At 55.8% G+C, this 20,828-nt stretch carries 19 protein-coding genes; 12 read left to right on the top strand and 7 right to left on the bottom strand.

The features are described 5' to 3' along the window. The first annotated feature begins 7 nt into the window (after nt 1-7). Nucleotides 8-1,033 carry an L-threonine 3-dehydrogenase gene (gene tdh, locus J5067_RS18610; protein ID WP_264645478.1) on the top strand — a complete coding sequence of 342 codons (1,026 nt, stop codon included), beginning with the start codon at nt 8-10 and terminating at the stop codon, nt 1,031-1,033. Nucleotides 1,034-1,074: 41 nt separating this feature from the next. Here the strand turns inward: tdh and J5067_RS18605 are convergent, their stop codons facing one another. Both J5067_RS18605 and envC read right to left on the bottom strand, forming a co-directional pair. Then, nucleotides 1,075-2,010, bottom strand: coding sequence for a divergent polysaccharide deacetylase family protein (locus J5067_RS18605; RefSeq protein ID WP_264651743.1), 936 nt, complete (start codon nt 2,008-2,010; stop codon nt 1,075-1,077). A gap of 25 nt (nt 2,011-2,035) precedes the next feature. Beyond that, complete coding sequence (gene envC, locus J5067_RS18600) at nt 2,036-3,364, bottom strand: murein hydrolase activator EnvC (protein WP_264651742.1); 1,329 nt, start codon at nt 3,362-3,364, stop codon at nt 2,036-2,038. 332 nt (nt 3,365-3,696) lie between these two features. Here envC and J5067_RS18595 point away from each other — a divergent pair, with 332 nt between their 5' ends. The 4 genes from J5067_RS18595 to cysE all read left to right on the top strand — a co-directional run bounded on the left by J5067_RS18595 (nt 3,697) and on the right by cysE (nt 6,908). Next, complete coding sequence (locus J5067_RS18595; RefSeq protein WP_264645481.1) at nt 3,697-4,128, top strand: rhodanese-like domain-containing protein; 432 nt, start codon at nt 3,697-3,699, stop codon at nt 4,126-4,128. Between the two features lie 173 nt (nt 4,129-4,301). Beyond that, nucleotides 4,302-4,787: a protein-export chaperone SecB gene (gene secB, locus J5067_RS18590; protein ID WP_264645482.1), complete on the top strand. Its 486-nt coding sequence runs from the start codon at nt 4,302-4,304 to the stop codon at nt 4,785-4,787. After that, the gene (gene gpsA, locus J5067_RS18585; protein WP_264645483.1) at nt 4,787-5,806 is read left to right on the top strand and encodes an NAD(P)H-dependent glycerol-3-phosphate dehydrogenase; all 1,020 of its coding nucleotides are present in this window, start codon (nt 4,787-4,789) and stop codon (nt 5,804-5,806) included. Before secB ends, gpsA begins: the two co-directional genes overlap by 1 nt. A 280-nt stretch (nt 5,807-6,086) precedes the next feature. Then, on the top strand, nt 6,087-6,908 hold the full coding sequence (gene cysE / locus J5067_RS18580; RefSeq protein WP_264626276.1) for a serine O-acetyltransferase: 822 nt from the start codon (nt 6,087-6,089) through the stop codon (nt 6,906-6,908). Here the strand turns inward: cysE and J5067_RS18575 are convergent. After that, entirely contained in the window at nt 6,874-7,131 is a 258-nt protein-coding gene (locus J5067_RS18575) for a hypothetical protein (protein ID WP_264651741.1), read from the bottom strand. The genes cysE and J5067_RS18575 overlap by 35 nt on opposite strands. A 130-nt stretch (nt 7,132-7,261) precedes the next feature. On the opposite strand from J5067_RS18575, the gene pagP reads away from it, so the two are divergent. Together pagP and J5067_RS18565 are read left to right on the top strand one after the other, a co-directional pair. Then, entirely contained in the window at nt 7,262-7,780 is a 519-nt protein-coding gene (pagP, locus tag J5067_RS18570) for a lipid IV(A) palmitoyltransferase PagP (RefSeq protein ID WP_319801689.1), read from the top strand. A 96-nt stretch (nt 7,781-7,876) separates the two neighbouring features. Then, the gene (locus tag J5067_RS18565) at nt 7,877-8,776 is read left to right on the top strand and encodes a carboxylate/amino acid/amine transporter (protein ID WP_264645485.1); all 900 of its coding nucleotides are present in this window, start codon (nt 7,877-7,879) and stop codon (nt 8,774-8,776) included. Here the strand turns inward: J5067_RS18565 and metR are convergent. Beyond that, on the bottom strand, nt 8,679-9,617 hold the full coding sequence (metR, locus tag J5067_RS18560; protein WP_264645486.1) for an HTH-type transcriptional regulator MetR: 939 nt from the start codon (nt 9,615-9,617) through the stop codon (nt 8,679-8,681). The genes J5067_RS18565 and metR overlap by 98 nt on opposite strands. Nucleotides 9,618-9,720: 103 nt before the next feature. Here metR and metE point away from each other — a divergent pair, with 103 nt between their 5' ends. Beyond that, the gene (gene metE / locus J5067_RS18555; protein WP_264651823.1) at nt 9,721-11,988 is read left to right on the top strand and encodes a 5-methyltetrahydropteroyltriglutamate--homocysteine S-methyltransferase; all 2,268 of its coding nucleotides are present in this window, start codon (nt 9,721-9,723) and stop codon (nt 11,986-11,988) included. Nucleotides 11,989-12,041: 53 nt separating this feature from the next. On the opposite strand, the gene J5067_RS18550 is transcribed toward metE, so the two are convergent. Next, entirely contained in the window at nt 12,042-12,869 is an 828-nt protein-coding gene (locus tag J5067_RS18550) for a dienelactone hydrolase family protein (protein ID WP_264651740.1), read from the bottom strand. Nucleotides 12,870-13,041: 172 nt separating this feature from the next. Between J5067_RS18550 and udp the strand changes: the two genes are divergently transcribed. Together udp and J5067_RS18540 are read left to right on the top strand one after the other, a co-directional pair. After that, nucleotides 13,042-13,809 carry a uridine phosphorylase gene (udp, locus tag J5067_RS18545; protein WP_264651739.1) on the top strand — a complete coding sequence of 256 codons (768 nt, stop codon included), beginning with the start codon at nt 13,042-13,044 and terminating at the stop codon, nt 13,807-13,809. Nucleotides 13,810-13,837: 28 nt separating this feature from the next. Beyond that, complete coding sequence (locus tag J5067_RS18540; protein WP_264645489.1) at nt 13,838-14,623, top strand: tyrosine-protein phosphatase; 786 nt, start codon at nt 13,838-13,840, stop codon at nt 14,621-14,623. A 61-nt stretch (nt 14,624-14,684) separates the two neighbouring features. On the opposite strand, the gene ppc is transcribed toward J5067_RS18540, so the two are convergent. Together ppc and argE are read right to left on the bottom strand one after the other, a co-directional pair. Beyond that, nucleotides 14,685-17,333, bottom strand: a complete 2,649-nt coding sequence (gene ppc, locus J5067_RS18535) for a phosphoenolpyruvate carboxylase (RefSeq protein ID WP_264651738.1) — start codon at nt 17,331-17,333, stop codon at nt 14,685-14,687. 235 nt (nt 17,334-17,568) lie between these two features. Next, complete coding sequence (gene argE, locus J5067_RS18530; protein ID WP_264645491.1) at nt 17,569-18,717, bottom strand: acetylornithine deacetylase; 1,149 nt, start codon at nt 18,715-18,717, stop codon at nt 17,569-17,571. Between the two features lie 270 nt (nt 18,718-18,987). Between argE and argC the strand changes: the two genes are divergently transcribed. Next, on the top strand, nt 18,988-19,992 hold the full coding sequence (argC, locus tag J5067_RS18525; RefSeq protein ID WP_264645492.1) for an N-acetyl-gamma-glutamyl-phosphate reductase: 1,005 nt from the start codon (nt 18,988-18,990) through the stop codon (nt 19,990-19,992). Between the two features lie 22 nt (nt 19,993-20,014). Then, nucleotides 20,015-20,788 carry an acetylglutamate kinase gene (argB, locus tag J5067_RS18520; RefSeq protein WP_264645493.1) on the top strand — a complete coding sequence of 258 codons (774 nt, stop codon included), beginning with the start codon at nt 20,015-20,017 and terminating at the stop codon, nt 20,786-20,788. Nucleotides 20,789-20,828: the final 40 nt, after the last annotated feature.

Genomic DNA, 20,828 nt, shown 5'->3' with positions numbered 1-20,828 from the left:
GAAACGCATGAAAGCACTCGCCAAACTGAAGTCGGAGCCCGGTATCTGGATGATGGATGCGCCGTTGCCGGAGGTGGGCCACAACGACATCATGATCAAGATCCGCAAAACGGCGATTTGCGGTACTGATGTGCATATTTACAACTGGGATAGCTGGTCGCAAAGGACCATTCCCGTTCCAATGATCGTCGGGCACGAATATGTGGGTGAAATCGTTGCCATTGGTCAGGAAGTCAGTGGCTTTCTGATCGGCGATCGCGTGGCGGGAGAGGGGCATATCACCTGCGGTTTTTGCCGTAATTGCCGCGCCGGACGGCGTCATCTTTGCCGTAACACCATCGGCGTTGGCGTTAATCGTCCCGGTGCCTTTGCCGAATATCTGGTGATCCCGGCATTGAATGCGTTTCCTATTCCTGATGGGATCTCTGATGAGCTGGCCGCGATTTTCGATCCCTTTGGCAATGCGGTACATACCGCGCTGTCGTTCGATATGGTTGGCGAAGATGTGCTGATCTCTGGTGCCGGACCCATCGGCATTATGGCCGCCGCGATATGCCGCCACGTCGGGGCACGCCATGTGGTGATCACCGACGTCAATGAATATCGGCTGGAGTTGGCGCGCAAAATGGGCGTTACGCGTGCGGTGAATGTGGCGCAAGAGACGCTGGCGGATGTCATGTTGTCGCTCGGGATGCGCGAAGGGTTTGACGTGGGTCTGGAAATGTCCGGCGCGCCAGCCGCGATGCACGCGTTGTTGCATGCCATGAACCACGGCGGGCGGGTGGCGCTGCTTGGTATCCCGCCGGAACCGATGATGGTTGATTGGAACGAGGTGATTTTCAAAGGGCTGACGATCAAAGGCATCTATGGCCGGGAGATGTTCGAAACCTGGTACAAAATGGCGTCGTTAATCCAATCTGGCCTCGATTTAACGCCGATTATTACTCACCACTTCCCGATCGATGACTTTCAGCAAGGCTTTGACGTGATGCGCTCTGGCCAATCCGGCAAAGTTATTTTGCACTGGGATTGACGGCATCGCAGCGCGCCCCGAGGTCAGGGCGCGCTGCGCGTTTATTTTTCCCCGGACGTCACCCAGGTGCGCCAGCGCTGCTCAATAAAATGAACGGGCGCACTGTCACGCAGGCTTTCCCCAATCAGTTTCAAGAAGATCTCGTTACCCACCGGCGGCAAGGGCTGCTTGATGGTGCACAGTTGCGGTTTGCGGAACGGTTTACGCGCCGGTTGCGCAGGGCGAGGTTCATAAGGCAGCGTCTGGTAGTGAACCGGCTCATTCAACAACTGACTGGGACGCACCAGAACGATATCGGCCTCCAGAGCGGGCAACATCTGTTGCAGCACTTTGATGGTGGCAGGATGAGGATGACCAATGGCGATGGCGGAACCGGTACGGCGCGCCAGTTGCACCGCCCGATTGAACTGGGTGCGGATATCCGCTTCATTTTGGGTATCGTCTAAAAAGACTTTACGCTTGATAACCTTAACCTGTGTGCCCGCCGCGGCTGGAATGGATTGGCTGCTGCCGATGGTCATGCTGTCGAGAAAGTAGAGCTGATAAGCGTTGAGCGCCCGCATCACCTTCTGCATGCCCGGCAGGCTGGAGGTCATGGCGCTGCCCATATGGTTATTTAACCCGACCGCGTAAGGAACGTTATTTACCGCCTGACGGATAATACGTTCGATCTCTTCACTGCTCATCTCCGGGCGCAGCGTGTCTTTCTCGAGAGGCTGTTTCCCCATCGGCGCCATCGGTAGGTGGATCAATATCTCGCGCCCTTGCTGGTGGGCCTTTAACGCCATGTCACGGGCATAGGGCGCGTTCGGTAACACCGCAATCGAGATGGCGGTTGGCATCGCCAGTATCTGATTTTCGTTGTGCGGCCGATAGCCGAAATCATCAATCACGATCGACAGCTTTCCTGCTGTTGCCCATGAACAGAATGCCAATAACAAGGTGAAGAGAAGCGGACGGCGTACTTTTCGTAACATCGGTATCAGCAAAATGGTTTCCCTGTTATTTCCCTAACCAAGGTTGTGGGTTGACTGCCTGACCTTGACGGCGAATTTCAAAGTAGAGCGCAGGCTGGCTTTGACCGCCGCTGGTGCCCACCAGTGCGATCGGCTGTCCGGCTTTGACCTGTGCGCCGACCGACACCAGTGCGCTCTGGTTATAGCCATACAGGCTCATGTCTCCCTTGCCGTGTTGCAACACCACAACAAGTCCATACCCTTGCAGCCAATCCGCCATCAGCACCGTGCCATCGGCAATGGCTTTGACATCGGTGCCCTCAGGGGCCGCAATCACCAATCCTTTCCAGCGCAATTCGCCCTGCAATGGCTCGCCAAAACGGTGTTCAACCCGCCCTCTCACTGGCCAGAGAGCCTGGCCGGCGGGTTGGCCCAACCCGCCAGTGCGCGCCATAAGTGAACGCTCACTTTCTGATGGTTGGTAACGGCTGCCGCTGCGTTTAGCCTGTTCTTCACGTTCACGCACCTTGGCCGCCTCGCGCGCTTCGCGTTCGGCTCGTGCTTTGGCTTCGCGTTCAGCGCGGGCAATCTGGTCGCGCAGGCGTGCTTCATTCTGTCGTAATTCTGTCAGTTGCTGCTGATCTTTTTCCAGCGAACTTTCCAGTGTGGATAGGGTTTGTTTACGTTCGCCCCGCGCTTGTTCCAACGCCTTTTGCTGCGTTTGCTGCTCGGCGAGCAGCGTTTTTTGCGTTGCTTGCTTCTGCTCTATCTGCCGTCTCTGCGCGGCGAGTTCGGTGCGGGTGTGTTGCAGCTCGATGATGTTTTGCTGGCGAGCTTCATTCAGGTAGCCAAAGTAGGCCAAAATGCGCTCGCTGCGCTGGCTCTCTTCGCCGCTGAGAATCAACTGCAAGCCATTGTGTTGGCCCTGGCGAAAGGCGGCGTCCAGTTGACGCGCCAGCAACGCTTCCTGCTGCTTTCTTTGGCTTTCGAGTTTGGTGATGGAGGCCGCCAGCGCCTTCAGCTCTTCGCTGAGTGTGGCAAGCGTTCCCGAGGTGTCACGCAGTTGGCGACTGGCCCGGGCGATAGATTGTTCTTGCTGTTGCAACTGGCTGAGCAGCGTAGTGCGCTGCTGTTTCTGCTCTTGAACGCGTTTTTCCTTCTCCGCGATATCCTGTTGCAGCGTCTTGAGCTGTTGCTGATTATCGGCACCGAGCCCGAGCGTCGGCCACGCAAAAGCCCCAACGCAAACCGCGCTGATACATATCGCGAGCAGCGCATGCAGCGGCGATTTGCCTAAGCCTGAGTCCGACCTTGAACCCTGAGCAGGCACACTGCATGGTACTCGGGGCGAGACCACTGACGCTTTCTTATTCATAACGTGGGATTATTTCACGATGGGCAGCCCCTGACCAGTCATCCTACCGCGCTTTTCTCTTTCCGGTAATGAAAGAACCTATTGCAGAGGTGCGCATCTCGGGTAAGGTTTACACAGGATGAACTGCATCAAGCATAGATAAAAAGAGTGTATTACGCATAAAATGGCACAACCGTTAGCGGCGGTCGCTACGATTTTTCTGATTCATGCCACAGATAGAGTTACAGTTTAGCGGCTTACTGGTTGTTACAGGCTGTAATTGCTGTACCGCATAGGTATACTCAGAAACCTTGATTTTTGTTGATTAACTGATTCGGGAGCTGTTACCCCCCATGCAAGAGATTATGTCGTTCGTAAGCAGGCATCCGATTATGAGTATCGGCTGGGTTGCACTGTTGGTTGCCGTTATTGTCATGACCGTGAAAACTAAGCTTTCCAAGGTGAAAGAGATCGCGCGTGGCGAAGCCATTCAACTTATCAATAAAGAAGAAGCGGTTATCGTTGATTTGCGCAACCGTGATGATTTCCGCCGTGGCCACATTGCCAACGCCATTAACCTGCTGCCTAACGACATTAAGAGCGGCAGTCTGGGCGAATTGGAGAAACACAAGGCACGCCCTGTGATTGTCGTTTGCGTGAACGGTATCAGCTCACGTGAATCAGCCGACCATTTGCTGAAAGCCGGTTTTGAACGCGTGTCTGTGCTGAAAGATGGCCTGTCCGGCTGGAGCGGTGAAAACCTTCCGCTGGTGCAAGGCAAATAAGCGCGATGGCGCAAGCCGAATGTCTTTAAAGCATGCCGTAAAGGTGTGCTAGGTTGTAGCCAGGCGCAGGATCCCTGCGCGCATTGTTCGATTTTAAATGCACACATTGGCGTCCGCAGCCACACGGTGAATGCGGCGCATTAAAAACGTTAACATTAAAGGTATTAGCCAACATGTCCGAACAAAACTCCGCCGAAATGACTTTTCAGATTCAACGTATTTACACCAAGGATGTCTCTTTTGAAGCACCTAACGCCCCTCAGGTGTTTCAACAGGATTGGCAACCGGAAGTTAAACTTGATCTGGATACGGCGTCCAGCCAACTGGCGGAAGACGTGTATGAAGTTGTGCTGCGCGTAACGGTAACCTCGACGCTGGGCGAAAATACCGCGTTCCTGTGTGAAGTTCAGCAAGCGGGTATTTTCACCGTTGGCGGTCTGGAAGGCACGCAACTGGCGCATTGCCTGGGCGCTTACTGCCCGAACATTCTGTTCCCCTATGCGCGTGAATGTGTGACCAGCATGGTGACACGCGGCACATTCCCGCAGTTGAATCTGGCGCCGGTGAACTTCGATGCGCTGTTCATGAACTATCTGCAACAGCAAACGGAAGGGCAGCCCGCAGAAGGTGAAGACGGCGCGCCGCGCCTGGATGCCTGATGAGCACAGCTAATGCTTCCATGACAGTGGTGGGTGCCGGTTCATACGGCACCGCCCTGGCGATTACCCTGGCCCGCAATGGTCACTCCGTGGTGTTGTGGGGACATGATCCTGCGCACATACAGACGTTGCAGGCCGCCCGGTGTAATCAGGCGTTCCTGCCGGATGTGCCTTTCCCCGATACGCTGCACCTCGAGTCTGATTTAGCGCAGGCGCTGGCGGCAAGCCGTGATATTTTGGTGGTGGTACCGAGCCATGTGTTTGGTGACGTGCTGCGTCAGCTAAAACCGCTGCTGCGTGCCGATGCGCGCTTGGTGTGGGCGACAAAAGGGCTGGAGGCAGAAACCGGACGATTGTTGCAGGATGTGGCGCGGGAAGCATTAGGTGAAGCTATTCCTCTGGCGGTGATTTCTGGCCCGACGTTCGCGAAAGAACTCGCGGCGGGATTACCCACCGCTATCGCGCTGGCCGCGACAGACAAAACGTTTTCTGACGATCTGCAAACGTTGCTGCACTGTGGTAAGAGTTTTCGCGTCTACAGTAACCCCGATCTTATCGGCGTTCAGCTTGGCGGCGCGGTAAAAAATGTGATTGCTATTGGCGCTGGCATGTCCGATGGCATTGGCTTTGGTGCCAATGCGCGCACGGCGCTTATCACGCGCGGGCTGGCGGAAATGACGCGGCTTGGCGTGGCGCTCGGGGCCGATCCCGCTACCTTTATGGGGATGGCTGGGCTGGGCGATCTGGTGTTGACCTGCACCGATAACCAATCCCGTAACCGCCGCTTTGGCATGATGCTGGGTCAAGGGCTGGATGTGCAAAGCGCTCAGGATAAGATTGGTCAGGTGGTGGAAGGGTATCGCAACACCAAAGAGGTGCTGGCGTTGGCGCAGCGTCACGGGGTAGAAATGCCCATCAGTGAACAACTGTGGCAGGTTTTATACTGTGGCAAAGCGGCGCGCGAGGCGGCGCTTACCCTGCTTGGCAGAACGCGCAAAGACGAAAGCGAGCGCGAATAATACACCGTTATCCTTGAGGCCAACGGCGACGCTGGTCTTCTGGCGTTACCCGTCATACTTCAAGTTGCAGATGCGTTGGCTGCGTTCGCTCACCCGAATCACTTACCAGCGTAAGCTCATCGGGATTCGTTCACTTGCCGCCTTCCTGCAACTCGAATTATTTAGGGTATATATCGTATGCTGGCGGCTACGCGAGTCTTTGGCAAGCGTGACGGGCGATAACAATAAATGCAACGTGTAAGCGCATCGCAATGAACGGTGCGGCAGGGGAGTGAAGGCAATGTCGACTGATGAATTGGAATTGGTATGGGCAAATATCAAAGCAGAAGGCCGGTCGCTGGCTGATTGCGAACCGATGTTGGCCAGCTTTTTTCATGCCACATTGCTGAAACATGAAAACCTGGGCAGCGCGTTGAGTTATATGCTGGCGAACAAGCTGGCAAATTCCATCATGCCCGCGATTGCCATTCGCGAAGTGGTGGAAGAGGCCTATCGTGCCGATCCGCAGATGATTCTCTCTGCTGCGTGCGACATTCGCGCGGTGTGTCAGCGTGACCCCGCGGTGGATAAATACTCCACGCCGCTGCTTTACCTGAAAGGATTTCATGCGCTTCAGGCCTACCGTATTGGTCATTGGCTCTGGTATCAAGGGCGTAAAGCGCTTGCCATTTATTTTCAGAACCAGATTTCGGTGTCGTTTGGCGTCGATATCCACCCGGCAGCCACCATTGGCTGCGGGATCATGCTCGATCATGCCACCGGGATTGTGATCGGCGAAACCGCAGTGGTGGAAAATGACGTGTCTATCCTGCAATCCGTCACCTTGGGTGGGACCGGGAAAACCAGCGGCGATCGTCATCCCAAGATCCGTGAAGGGGTCATGATCGGCGCAGGTGCCAAGATCCTCGGTAATATTGAAGTCGGGCGCGGCGCAAAAATTGGCGCAGGTTCCGTGGTGTTGCAACCGGTTCCGGCGCATACCACGGCGGCGGGTGTGCCAGCGCGCATTGTGGGACGTCCGGAAAGCGACAAACCAGCGATGGACATGGATCAATACTTCAACGGAATCAATCGGGGATTTGAATACGGCGATGGGATTTGAGCGTTTCCATTCGCAAGCCGTTTTTCAGATGCTTTTCCTGATTTTTGTAGCGAATATTCTCCGAATAATCAGCTGTAATAGGATATTTTCTTATAAGAAATATCTCAAATATTGCTGCTGCACCGACAATTACACGCAATAGAGCGTGTGAATCCGTCATAATACCGCTTTGGACAGGCTTTTTTCCGTGGCCTGTTTCCCTAAACCAGACTTTCCCTGTCATGTGACGGTTCAGGTCTCGCAACAATATTGATGGTTTACGAGAAGCAAAGATGTATCTGAGACGTGTGATATTTATCCTTTTCCCTTTTCTGTTCTCGCTTCCTTCCCTCGCTGCCCCAACGGTTTCCCCCGTGGAAATGTCGAAGGAGGCTGTGCAGGACAGTAAGCAGGGCAGTTGGTGGCAAAAAGCCAAATTTAATTTGTCAGAAACCTGGTCGAACTCGTCAAGTCAGGAGCTCTATATCCCAGCTATCACCTGGCATAACCGCTGGACTTACGACAAAGAGAAAACAGACAAGTACAATGAACGTCCCTGGGGCGCGGGCTACGGTGTGTCGCGTCTGGATGCCGACGGTGATTGGCACGGCCTGTATCTGATGGCGTTTAAAGACTCCTTCAACAAATGGGAGCCGATTGGCGGCTATGGTTTCGAAAAACGCTGGACGCCGACCACCAACCCGGATTTTCAATTGGGGGCTGGCTTCACTGCTGGCGTTACCATGCGGGACAACTGGCACTATATCCCGATTCCGGTGCTGTTGCCGCTGGTCTCGGTGAACTATCAGCGTCTCTCCTTTCAGGCGACCTACATTCCCGGCACCTACAACAACGGCAACGTCTTTTTTGCCTGGCTGCGCTGGCAAATCTGACTGTTCGTATATAAACCAAATGTAAACCGCATTGGTCGGGGATTATGCAGCCAATGCGGTACAATGGCCCCTTATCGTTTTTACTAGGGTGTCAGCGTGTTATTACTGGTCATTACCACCATTCTGTGGGCATTTTCATTCAGCCTGATTGGCGAATATCTGGCGGGACAGGTCGATAGCTGGTTCTCTGCTATGTTTCGTTTAGTGCTGGCCGCCGTGGTTTTTCTGCCGTTCCTGCGTTGGCGAGGTTATTCAGCCAAAGTATTGGGGCTGTATCTGCTGATCGGCGTGATTCAACTGGGCGTGATGTACCTGCTGCTGTTCCGTAGTTATCTCTATCTTGATGTTCCGACCCTGCTGCTGTTTTCGGTGATGACACCGTTGTACGTCACGTTGATTTACGATGTGATCAGCGGGCGGCGCTTGCGCTGGGGCTATGCCTTTAGCGCATTGCTGGCGGTATTGGGAGCGGTAGTCATCCATTATCATGGCGTCAGCGCGCATTTTTGGCATGGCTTTCTGTTGATTCAGGCTGCCAATGTTTGCTTCGCCGCGGGGCAAGTGGGCTATAAGCGCCTGATGGAACTGCACCCGATGCCGCAGCACAGTGCGTTTTCCTGGTTTTATCTCGGGGCTGCTGGGGTGACGCTGGTGGCGTGGGGACTGTTTGGCAACTTCGCCAAGTTACCCACTGCGCCGATACAGTGGGGCGTATTGGTCTTTTTGGGCGCGATTGTCTCCGGCCTGGGCTATTTCATGTGGAACTACGGTGCTACCAAGGTGGATGCCGGTACGCTGAGTATCATGAACAACTTTCACGTCCCTGCCGGACTACTGGTTAACTTCCTCTTCTGGCAGAAGACGCCCGACTGGGGGCGTTTTGCCCTGGGTTCGCTGATTATCCTTGCGGCTTTGTGGGTACACCAGCGCTGGGTCGTGCAGCATCCCGCACGAACGGCAGATGCGAACACGCGTGCTGGCGGGCAGAACGAATAAAGGCTTCAAGCACCGGCTGGCGCTGTTCCCCATCGCGCACCGCAGCGTACAGCCGACTCCACAATCCCTCACCCAGCGTTTTGGTCACCACCAATCCCTGACGCTCAAAACTTTCCACCACCCAGTGAGGCAGCGCGGCAATACCCATGCGCGCCGCCACCATCTGAATCAGCAACAGGGTGTTATCCACACTTTTTAGCGTCGGGCTGATGCCTGCCGGTTGCAGGAAATGACGCCAGATGTCCAGACGCTGGCGCTGAACCGGATAGATCATCAGGATCTCATTGGCGAGATCGTCCGGCGAAATGGTCTCTTTGCTCGCTAAGGCATGGTCGGGGGCCAGCACCAATCTCACTTCAAAATCAAACATTGGTGAGTAGTGCAATCCACTGCGCGGCAAAATGTCCGATGTCATCACCAGATCCAGTTCCCCTTGTTGCAGGGCCGGTTGAGGATCAAAGGTGACACCGGATTTAAAATCCATGTTTACCTGCGGCCACTGGCTGTGGAAATGCTCCAGAGCAGGCGTCAGCCACTGAATACAGCTGTGGCACTCAATCGCCAGACGCAGCGTGGTCTGATGCGGCTCATTGCAGGCCTGCAACGCCTGTTGAATCTGGGGCAACACCTGATCGGCCAATTGCAGCAGAATTTCTCCCTGAGGAGTAAAGCGCAGCGGCTGGCTCTTACGCACAAACAGCCGAAAACCCAGACGCTGCTCCAGCTCACTGAACTGGTGGGAAAGCGCCGATTGCGTCTGGTGAAGCTGCGCGGCTGCGGCTGCCAGCGAGCCTGTGCCGCGCAGAGCTTGCAGTGTCCGTAAGTGTTTCAGTTCGATCATGAGAGTCCTTCACAATGACAGTGAATAATTTGCGCTTGTGCATTATACAGTACCTGTTGATTATGGATGTGTAAACATCTGGACGGCTAAATGAGGATCAATGATGGCAATTTTAAATCACACACTGGGTTTTCCGCGCGTCGGACTGCGCCGTGAACTGAAAAAAGCGCAAGAAGGCTATTGGGCAGGCAACCTTACTCAGGCTGAACTGCTGGAAGTGGGTAAATCGCTGCGGGCACGTCACTGGCAACAGCAGACAGAGGCTGGCGTTGACCTGCTGCCAGTGGGTGATTTTGCCTGGTACGATCACGTGCTGACCACCAGCCTGCTGCTGGGTAACGTGCCTGCGCGTCACCAAAATGCAGATGGCAAGGTTGATATCGACACGCTGTTCCGCATTGGCCGTGGCCGTGCACCGACCGGCGAACCGGCGGCCGCCGCAGAGATGACCAAATGGTTTAACACCAACTACCACTACATGGTGCCCGAATTCACTCAGGGACAGCGTTTTGCCCTGACCTGGACGCAACTGCTGGATGAAGTGGACGAAGCGCTGGCGCTGGGCCACAAGGTCAAACCCGTGCTGTTGGGCCCGGTGACCTACCTGTGGCTGGGCAAAGTGAAGGGTGATGCGTTTGATCGCCTCTCCCTGCTGAAAGACATTCTGCCGGTATATCAGCAGGTGCTGGCAGAGCTGGCAAAACGCGGTATCGAGTGGGTACAGATTGATGAGCCTGCACTGGTGCTGGAACTGCCGCAAGAGTGGCTGGATGCCTTTAAACCGGCTTACGATGCGTTGCAGGGCTCGGCCAAACTGCTGCTGACCACCTATTTTGACAGCATCGGTCATAACCTGGACACCATTCGCGCGCTGCCGGTACAAGGGCTGCATGTGGATCTGGTACACGGCAAGGATGATGCCGCTGCGCTGCTGGCGCAACTGCCGGCTGATTGGCTGGTATCGTTAGGTGTGATCAACGGTCGTAACGTGTGGCGTGCCGATCTCAGCACCTGGTTTGAACGCCTGCAACCGCTGGTGGGGCAACGTCAACTGTGGATTGGCTCTTCCTGTTCTCTGCTGCACAGCCCGATCGATCTGAGCGTGGAAACGCGTCTGGATGACGAAGTGAAAAGCTGGTTCGCCTTCGCGTTGCAAAAGTGTGCTGAACTGTCGCTGTTGACGGCGGCACTGAACAGCGGCGATGGTGCTGCACTGGTGGAATACAGCGCTCCGATCCGTGCGCGCAGCACCTCAACGCGCGTTAACAATGCGGCGGTGACTCAGCGTCTGGCGGCGATTACCGCGCAGGACAGCCAGCGCCAACACGCCTATCCGGTACGCGCCGAGGCACAGCGTGCCCGTTTCAATCTGCCCGATTGGCCGACCACGACCATTGGTTCATTCCCGCAAACCACGGAAATTCGTGGCCTGCGTCTGGATTTTAAGCAAGGCCGTCTTGATGGCAACAACTACCGCACGGGCATCGCTGAGCACATCAAACAGGCGATTGTCGAGCAGGAACGTCTGGGTCTGGACGTGCTGGTGCACGGTGAAGCCGAACGTAACGACATGGTCGAGTATTTTGGTGAGCACCTGGATGGCTTTATCTTCACCCAAAACGGATGGGTGCAGAGCTACGGTTCACGCTGCGTGAAGCCGCCAGTGATCATCGGCGATATCAGCCGTCCGGAACCGATCACGGTCGAGTGGGCCAAATATGCCCAATCCCTGACCGACAAGCCGGTAAAAGGCATGTTAACCGGGCCGGTAACCATCCTGTGCTGGTCGTTCCCGCGCGAAGATGTCAGCCGTGAAACCATTGCCAAGCAGATCGCGCTGGCACTGCGTGATGAAGTGGCGGATTTGGAAAGTGCAGGTATCGGTATTATTCAGATTGATGAACCGGCACTGCGCGAAGGGCTGCCGCTGCACCGCTCTGACTGGCAGGCTTATCTGGCATGGGGCGTGGAAGCCTTCCGTCTGAATGCCGCAGTGGTGCGGGATGACACCCAGATCCACACGCACATGTGTTACTGCGAGTTTAACGACATCATGGACTCCATTGCCGCACTGGATGCTGACGTGATCACCATCGAAACCTCGCGTTCAGACATGGAACTGCTGGAGTCGTTCGAAGAGTTCGAGTACCCGAATGAAATCGGGCCGGGCGTGTACGATATCCACTCACCGAACGTACCGAGCGTGGAATGGATTGAAGCGCTGTTGCGTAAAGCGGCACAGCGTATTCCCGCCGAGCGCCTGTGGGTGAATCCGGACTGCGGCCTGAAAACGCGCGGCTGGCCGGAAACCCGTCAGTCACTGGCTAACATGGTGGAAGCCGCGCAGCGCTTGCGCGCAACCGAAGCCTAACCTCATTGGTTTGACATCAAACGCAGGGTGTTTCTCCCTGCGTTTTTTTTTGCCTATTTCACACCGTACTGCGCAAACCACGCCAGCATACGCTGCCAGCCATCCTGAGCGGACGCTTGATGATAGCTGGGGCGATAATCCGCATGGAAAGCATGTCCCGCCTCGGGATACACCACAATCTCGGCCGTGGCGTTGGCGGCGCGTAGCGCCTGTCGCATCAGTTCTACCTGATCGAAGGGGATACTGCCGTCTTCTGCGCCGTATAACCCGAGCACCGGCGCACTGAGATCGGCGGCGACATCAACCGGGTGTTTCGGCGTGGTCAGGGTTTTGTTACCGGAGAATTTACCGTACCAGGCAACCGCGGCTTTCAACTGTGGATTGTGCGCCGCATACAGCCAACTGATTCGTCCGCCCCAACAGAAACCGGTAATGCCAATTTTGTTGGCATCGCCGCCCTGTCGCACGGCCCAATTGGTTGCGCGATCGAGATCCAACAGCACCTGTGCATCCGGCACCTTGCTGACCAATCCGCTCAACAAGGTCGGGATATCGTCATACTGATGCGGATCGCCCTGACGGAAATACAGTTCTGGCGCGATGGCGAGATAACCCTGTTTAGCCAGCCGACGGCAGACATCCTGAATATGCTGATGCACGCCAAAAATTTCCTGCACCACCAGAATGATAGGGTAAGGCCCGTCGCCCGATGCCGGTTTAGCGAGGTAGGCGGGAAGCTGTTCACCTTGGGACGGAATGGTGGTCTCACCTGCGATAATCCCTTGGCTGTCGGTGAGGATCGTTGACTCGGCATGGGGCGCAACGGCACGGGTCATTGCCCGATCGGATTGTCGGAGTTCCAGCGGTTCGGCCTCTTTCATGGTGTTTTTTCTCCTCTTGAGCATAAAAGGGATTATTGGTGTGACAACGCGCAATTAATAAGTGTATACCACTGTATTGGTTTCTTTTGGTAGTGAGATATATCACTGCTGTTGTGGCACTGATGCGCTAGGATAGTAACGCTACTATCTTGCCCACGATGAGGAGACGAGTATGTCTGAATCTGATGTGTTCCACCTGGGGTTAACCAAACAGGGGCTGCAAGGGGCGACGTTAGCCATTGTGCCCGGCGATCCGGCACGGGTCGAAAAAATCGCGCGGGAGATGGATAACCCTGTGTTTCTGGCCGCGCACCGCGAATTTACCACCTGGCGTGCGACGCTTGCGGGACAACCGGTGGTGATCTGCTCCACGGGTATTGGCGGCCCTTCGACCTCCATTGCGGTAGAAGAGTTGGCGCAATTGGGTGTGAGAACCTTCCTGCGCGTGGGTACCACCGGGGCGATCCAGCCTGATATGAATGTGGGTGATGTGCTGGTGACGACGGCCGCCGTGCGTCTGGACGGTGCCAGCCTGCACTTTGCGCCGCTGGAGTACCCGGCAGTGGCCGATTTTGCCTGCACCGCCGCGCTGGTGGATGCCGCGAAGGCCTCCGGTTTCCCGCTGCATATTGGCGTGACCGCCTCGTCGGATACGTTTTATCCGGGGCAAGAGCGCTACGATACCTACTCTGGGCGCGTCGTGCGGCGTTTTCAAGGCTCAATGCAAGAGTGGCAAAGCATGGGCGTGTTGAATTATGAAATGGAATCGGCCACGTTGCTCACCATGTGTTCCAGCCAGGGCCTGCGGGCGGGCATGGTCGCAGGTGTGATCGTCAACCGCACCCAGCAGGAAACGCCGGATGTCGCGACGATGAAGCTGGCGGAAACCGCTGCCGTTAAGGTGGTGCTGGATGCAGCACGCCGGTTATTGAGTGCCTGAGTTTTCGCCACGTATTGCAAGGAGTTGTATGACAACATCAGCACCACGCCATCCCTCTCTGCTGGCATTAGAGGGCGGCATCAATTTTCGTGATTTGGGTGGATTGCGTACCGCAGACGGGCAACGTATTCGCCCGCGCAAACTGTTCCGTGCAGGTTCGTTGGATCAACTCAGTGCCGCTGACTGTGAGCACCTGGCCGGTGTTCCCGTATCGCATGTGGTTGACTATCGCGATCCGGATGAAGCGGCGGCCAAGCCCGATATCCTGTGGGAAGGCGCACAGTATCACACGTGCCCCGCCAACCCGATTCGCCACGAGGTCACCGCCAGTCTGGAGTCGTTGGGTTCAGAGCAGCTCTCTGCGTTTGACTCGCAGGCCTTTATGCTGGAGCTTTATCGGCGTTTGCCCTTCAATAATCCCGCTTATCGTCAACTGGTTGCCCTGTTGCAGAGGCCAGAAGAGGGGGCGTTGGTGCAGCACTGTGCCGTTGGCAAAGATCGCACCGGCATCGGCTCCGCGCTGGTGTTGTTTGCGCTCGGCGTGGATGAAAAGACGGTGATGGAAGACTACCTGGTCACGGATATCACCCTTGCGCCTTTCCGCACGCAACTGCTGACATCGCTGGCCGATACGCTGAATGAGAAAGCGCTGTCGCAATTCTCCTTTGTGCTCTCGGTTCAGGAAGCGTTTCTGGCGACCGCACTGCGAACCATCAAAGAACGCTATGGATCGATAAACCGCTGGCTGGCGACGGACTACGGGCTGGACGATGACGCGCGCTACCAGTTGCAGCGTAAGTATCTGGTTGACTAGATAGGTAAAACGAAGACGGTATCCCGCCTCAGTGTGAGGCGGGAAGAGAGGGGCGTTGCGGTTAGCCTGTGTTACGCATACCTGCCGCCACGCCTGCAATGGTCACCATCAGCGCCAGTTCTACTTCCGGGCTGGGGTTCTCATGCTCACGCGAACGGTGTAACAACTCGGCTTGCAGCACGTTTAACGGGTCGGTATAGACGTTACGCAGCGCGATAGACTCCGCAATCCACGGCAAATCTGCCATCAGATGGTCATCGTTGGAAATCCGTAGCACCACGTTGATATCTGCCGCCAACTGGTCGCGCAGCTCCTTGCCCAACGGCCACAGCTTTTCGTCAACCAGACGCTGATCGTAGTATTCCGCCAGCCACAGGTCCGCTTTGGCGAACACCATTTCCAGCATCCCGATACGCGTGGAGAAGAACGGCCAGTCGCGGCACATGGTTTCCAGCGATTTCTGCTGCCCATTTTCCACGATTTTTTGCAACGCAGCGCCCGCGCCCAGCCAGGCTGGCAGCATCAGGCGGTTTTGCGTCCAGGCAAAAATCCACGGAATGGCGCGCAGGCTTTCTACCCCACCGTTAGGACGGCGTTTCGCCGGGCGTGAACCGAGCGGCAGTTTGCCCAGTTCCAGCTCCGGCGTTGCGGCGCGGAAGTAGGGAACAAAGTCTGGATTCTCACGCACATAGCCGCGATACATATCGCAAGACACGCGAGAAAGTTCATCCATGATGTCGTGCCATTCCGGTTTCGGTTCTGGCGGCGGCAGCAGGTTGGCCTCAAGGATAGCGCCGGTATAGAGCGACAAACTGCTGATGGTCACTTCAGGTAAGCCGAACTTGAAGCGGATCATTTCGCCCTGTTCGGTCACGCGCAGGCCACCTTTCAGGCTGCCCGGCGGTTGTGACAGCAGGGCGGCGTGAGCCGGTGCACCACCGCGACCGATGGAGCCACCGCGACCGTGGAACAGCGTAAGCGCAATGCCTGCTTTCTCGCAGGTTTTGATCAGCGCGTCCTGCGCGCGATACTGCGCCCAGGAAGCCGCCATCACGCCCGCATCTTTAGCGGAGTCGGAATAGCCAATCATCACCATCTGCTTGCCCTGGATAAAGCCGCGATACCAGTCGATACCCAGCAGTTGCTTCATCACATCGTCGGCGTTGTTCAGGTCATCCAGCGTTTCAAACAGCGGAGCGACCGGCAAGGCGAAGGGGCAGCCCGCTTCTTTTAACAGCAGGTGCACGGCCAGCACGTCGGACGGCGTGCGCGCCATGGAGATAACGTACGCGGCGATAGAGCCCTGCGGCGCTTCCGCGATCACCTGGCAGGTATCCAGCACTTCCTTGGTTTCTGCGCTTGGTTCCCACTGACGGGGCAGCAGAGGACGTTTGGAACTCAATTCTCGGATCAGGAACGCCTGTTTGTCGGATTCAGACCAGCTTTCGTAGTCGCCCAGCCCAAGGTAACGGGTGATTTCCGCCAGCGCTTCGGTGTGGCGCGTGCTTTCCTGACGCGCATCGATACGTACCAATGGCACCCCGAAGCAGCGCACGCGGCGCAGGGTATCGAGCAGTTGGCCATCGGCGATGATGCCCATGCCACAGGCATGCAGCGATTGGTAGCACGCGTGCAGCGGTTCCCACAGCTGTTCGTTGTGTTCCAGCAGATCGTGCGGACGCAGCGTACGCTCGCCTTTCAGGCTGCCCTCAAGGTAAGTCAGGGTCGCGTTAAGCTGCGCACGCAGGGATTTCATAATAACGCGGTAAGGTTCCTGAACCTCTTCCCCTTCTGCGATACCGGCACGCTCACGCAGTTCCGGTGTACATTCCGACATGGAAAGCTCGGACACCAGCACCTGAATATCACGTAAAAACAGGTCTGCGGCTTTCCAACGGCTCAGCAGCAGGACGTGACGGGTGATTTTTGCGGTTACGTTCGGGTTGCCGTCGCGGTCGCCGCCCATCCAGGAGGTAAAGCGCACGGGGACAGAATCCACCGGCAGGCGGAAACCAAAAGATTTTTCCAACTGCTCATCCAGCTCGCGCAAGAAGGCGGGCACCCCTTCCCACAGGCTGTTTTCCACCACGGCGAAGCCCCATTTGGCTTCGTCTACGGGCGTTGGGCGGATCTTACGGATCTCATCCGTGTGCCAAGACTGGGCGATCAACTGGCGCAGACGGCGCATGATCTGGTTGCGTTCATAGTCTGCCAGATCGTTGTGATCGAGCTGTTTCAGGCAGGTGTTAACTTCAACCAGCTTATGAATCAACGTGCGACGGGTGATTTCTGTCGGGTGTGCGGTCAGCACCAGCTCAATGGAGAGCGTCTCCACCGCGTCACGAATATCGCGTTCGCTTAAGTGTGCCTGCGCTTTCAGGCGATCGAACGCCTGAGATAAAATTTCCGGGTTGCTGGCCGCTTCGCCGTGTGGCGAAATAGAGTGATATTGCTCTGCGGTGTTGGTCAGATTAAGAAACTGGCTGAAGGCGCGCGCGACCGGGAGCAACTCCTCATTGGAGAGATTTTGCAGCGTGTTCAACAGCTCCTGACGATGCTTTTCATTGCCTGCGCGGGACGATTTTGACAGCTTACGGATCGTCTCGACCTTATCAAGAATACTCTCTCCTAATGCATCCTTGATGGTGTCACCAAGAAGTTTACCCAGCATGCTCACATTACTTCGCATCGCGGAATATTGTTCGTTCATATTTACCCTGACCCATCTCTATTTTTTGTAAGTTTGTTTCATAGAAAGACGCAAAACGCTGCCTTCATCTAGCCACGCCCGGCGGGATTCGTCAATTGACGATTGGTTGTTTTATCACCCTGCCGGTTTTACCTCTCTGTTGTTGTACCTGCTTTCGTGTGGGATTGGCAATCGGTGAAATTTAATTACATCCATGCGCAGATTAGGGGCGCTTATTACGCCCCTGCTTTCGCGTTTACCGGCAGAAATGTTGCACCATCTGGGTGATCAATTTATGCGTTGGGGCGATGAATGCGGTGTCGAGATATTCATCCGGCTGGTGGGCCTGTTCAATCGAACCGGGACCGAGTACCAGCGTCGGGCACAGCGTCTGGATAAACGGTGCTTCGGTGCAGTAGTTCACCACGTCCGTGGGCACGCCCAGCAATTTCTCAATCACACCCACCAAGGCATGATCCACCGGGCACTCATAGCCGGGGATCGGTGGGTGCAGTTCGCTGACGCTGACGCGTCCCGGCCAACGCTCACTCACCGGTGCCAGCGCTTCCGTCACCAGACCGTTCAAATCGTTCAGCGTCAATCCCGGAAGCGGGCGGATATCCATATGCAACTCGCAGCAGGCACAAATGCGGTTGGCTGCATCGCCACCGTGGATGTGGCCGAAATTCATGGTCGGATAGGGGATATGGAACGCCGCGTTGTGATAACGGGTTTGCAGCGTATTGCGCAACACCATCAGGTGGGAGATGGCATCGTGCATCAGTTCGATGGCGTTTACGCCGCGCGAAGGATCGCTCGAATGGCCGGATTGTCCCTGAATCCGCACCGCGTTTGACATATGGCCTTTATGGGCGCGAATCGGTTGCAACGAGGTTGGCTCACCGATGATGGCGCAATCGGGGCGTATCTGCGTAGATTCAGAGAAATATTTAGCACCCGCCATGGTGGTCTCTTCATCGGCGGTCGCCAGCACGTAAATCGGTTTGGTCAGTGTTGCCGGGTCGATATCGCGCAGCGCATCCAGAATAAAGGCGAAGAAGCCTTTCATATCCGCCGTGCCCAGCCCATAAAGCTTGTTGTCGTGTTCTGTCAGGGTAAAGGGATCGCGCGTCCAGCGGCCATCATCAAACGGCACCGTATCGGTGTGCCCAGCCAACAATAAGCCGCCCTGACCTTGGCCGATGCGCGCCAGCAGATTGAATTTATGCCGTGTACCGGGCACCGGCTGCACCTCAACGTGAAAGCCCAAATCAGCAAACCACCCGGCGAGCAGATTGATTAATGCTTCATTGCTCTGATCGAGCGCCTGATCGGTGGCGCTGATGGAAGGCGTCGCGATCAACGCCCGATACAGCTCAATAAATGGGGGTAAATTCATCTTCACTGTTGACAGCCTTATGTTAGGATAGTATCAATATTCATGCATTTATTATGAATAAAAATACAATAACGCGTAGCGAAAGGAAACTGTTTCGATCCCTTCAATGAGACATTGCCTGATAGTCTACACCTGCACCGGTCGAATACCGTTAGCGGGTTTGGCGTTTTGTAGATACCCTGTTTTAACGACATTGTTTTAACAACATTGTTTTTAACGATACTGTTTTTAACGATGCATTGTTTACATCATTTTAGTGGAAGGTATGCAGATCCCATGCTGAATACGTTGATTGTTGGTGCAAGCGGTTATACTGGCGCTGAACTTGCACTTTATCTGAATCGTCATCCTCAGATGAACCTCACCGCACTTGCGGTATCCGCGCAGAGCGTTGATGCGGGCAAACGCATTTCTGACCTGCACCCTCAACTGAAAGGCATCATCGATTTGCCGGTGCAGGCGTTGACGGATGCCGCCGAAGCCGCCAAAGGCATCGATGTGGTGTTTCTGGCGACTGACCACAAAGTGAGCCACGATCTTGCGCCGGTGTTTCTGGCCGCAGGCTGCGTGGTGTTCGATCTCTCCGGCGCGTTTCGCGTGCAGGATGCTGAATTTTATCGCCGCTATTACGGTTTCGAGCATCAACACGCTGACTGGCTGGCGCAGGCGGTGTACGGCCTGGCCGAGTTTCAGGCGGAGCGCGTCAAGCAAGCGCAACTGATTGCCGTCCCCGGTTGTTATCCGACGGCGTCACAGTTGGCACTGAAACCGCTGGTGGATGCGCAACTGCTTAACACCGACCAGTGGCCGGTTATCAATGCGGTTAGCGGCGTGAGCGGCGCCGGGCGTAAAGCCTCACTCACCAGCAGCTTCTGCGAGGTGAGCCTGCAACCCTATGGCGTGTTCAATCACCGCCATCAACCCGAAATTGCGACCCACCTGGGTATCCCGGTTATCTTCACGCCGCATCTGGGGAATTTCGCACGTGGGATTCTGGCGACCATTACTTGCCGCCTGAAACCGGGCGTCAGTGCGCAGGATGTAGCGGAAGCCTACCACAATGCTTATCACGACAAACCGCTGGTGCGTCTCTACGATAACGGGGTTCCGGCGCTAAAATCGGTTGTTGGCTTGCCGTTTTGCGATATCGGTTTCTCCGTACAGGACGAGCACCTGATTGTGGTCGCCACGGAAGACAACCTGCTTAAAGGTGCGGCGGCGCAAGCTGTACAGTGCCTGAATATTCGTTTCGGTTTCCCTGAAACCCAATCTTTGCTCTGACAAATCCTGAGGCACGAAAGCGATGAATCCGTTAATTATCAAACTGGGCGGTGTGTTACTGGACAGCGAAGAAGCGCTGGAGCGTCTGTTTACGGCGCTGGTTGCCTATCGTGAGCAATACCAGCGCCCGCTGGTCATTGTGCACGGCGGCGGCTGCCTGGTGGATGACCTGATGAAAAAACTGGCGTTACCCGTGGTGAAGAAAAACGGGCTGCGCGTTACACCGGCGGATCAGATCGACATCATCACCGGTGCGCTGGCCGGTTCGGCCAATAAAACGCTGCTGGCCTGGGCGAAGAAACACGCCATCAACGCGGTGGGTCTGTGTCTGGCGGATGGCGGCATGACTACGGTAACGCAGTTGGATGAATCCCTGGGTTACGTGGGCAAAGCACAGGCGGGTTCCGCCGATCTGCCCAATGCGCTGCTGAGCGCCGGGTATCTGCCAATCGTCAGTTCCATCGGCATCACCGAACAAGGTGATTTGATGAACGTCAACGCCGATCAGGCCGCAACCGCGCTCGCAGAGACGCTGGGTGCCGATTTGATTCTGCTGTCGGACGTGAGCGGTATCCTTGATGGCAAAGGCCAACGCATCGCTGAAATGACCGCGCAGAAAGCGGAACAGCTGATTGCGCAAGGGATTATTACCGACGGCATGATCGTTAAAGTCAACGCGGCGCTGGATGCCGCTCGCGCGTTGGGTCGCCCGGTAGATATCGCCAGCTGGCGTCATGCCGATCAACTGCCCGCGCTGTTTAACGGCACGCCGATTGGCACGCGGATTCAGGCGTAAATCTGTTAATCTGTAAGGCATTTCCGTTGGCCGAACGGTA

The organism is Candidatus Symbiopectobacterium sp. NZEC151, assembly GCF_025962655.1.
Classification (GTDB): Bacteria; Pseudomonadota; Gammaproteobacteria; order Enterobacterales; family Enterobacteriaceae; genus Symbiopectobacterium.
Note: the sequence above shows the minus strand (reverse complement) of the source record. Positions and strands in the feature narration are given on the sequence as shown.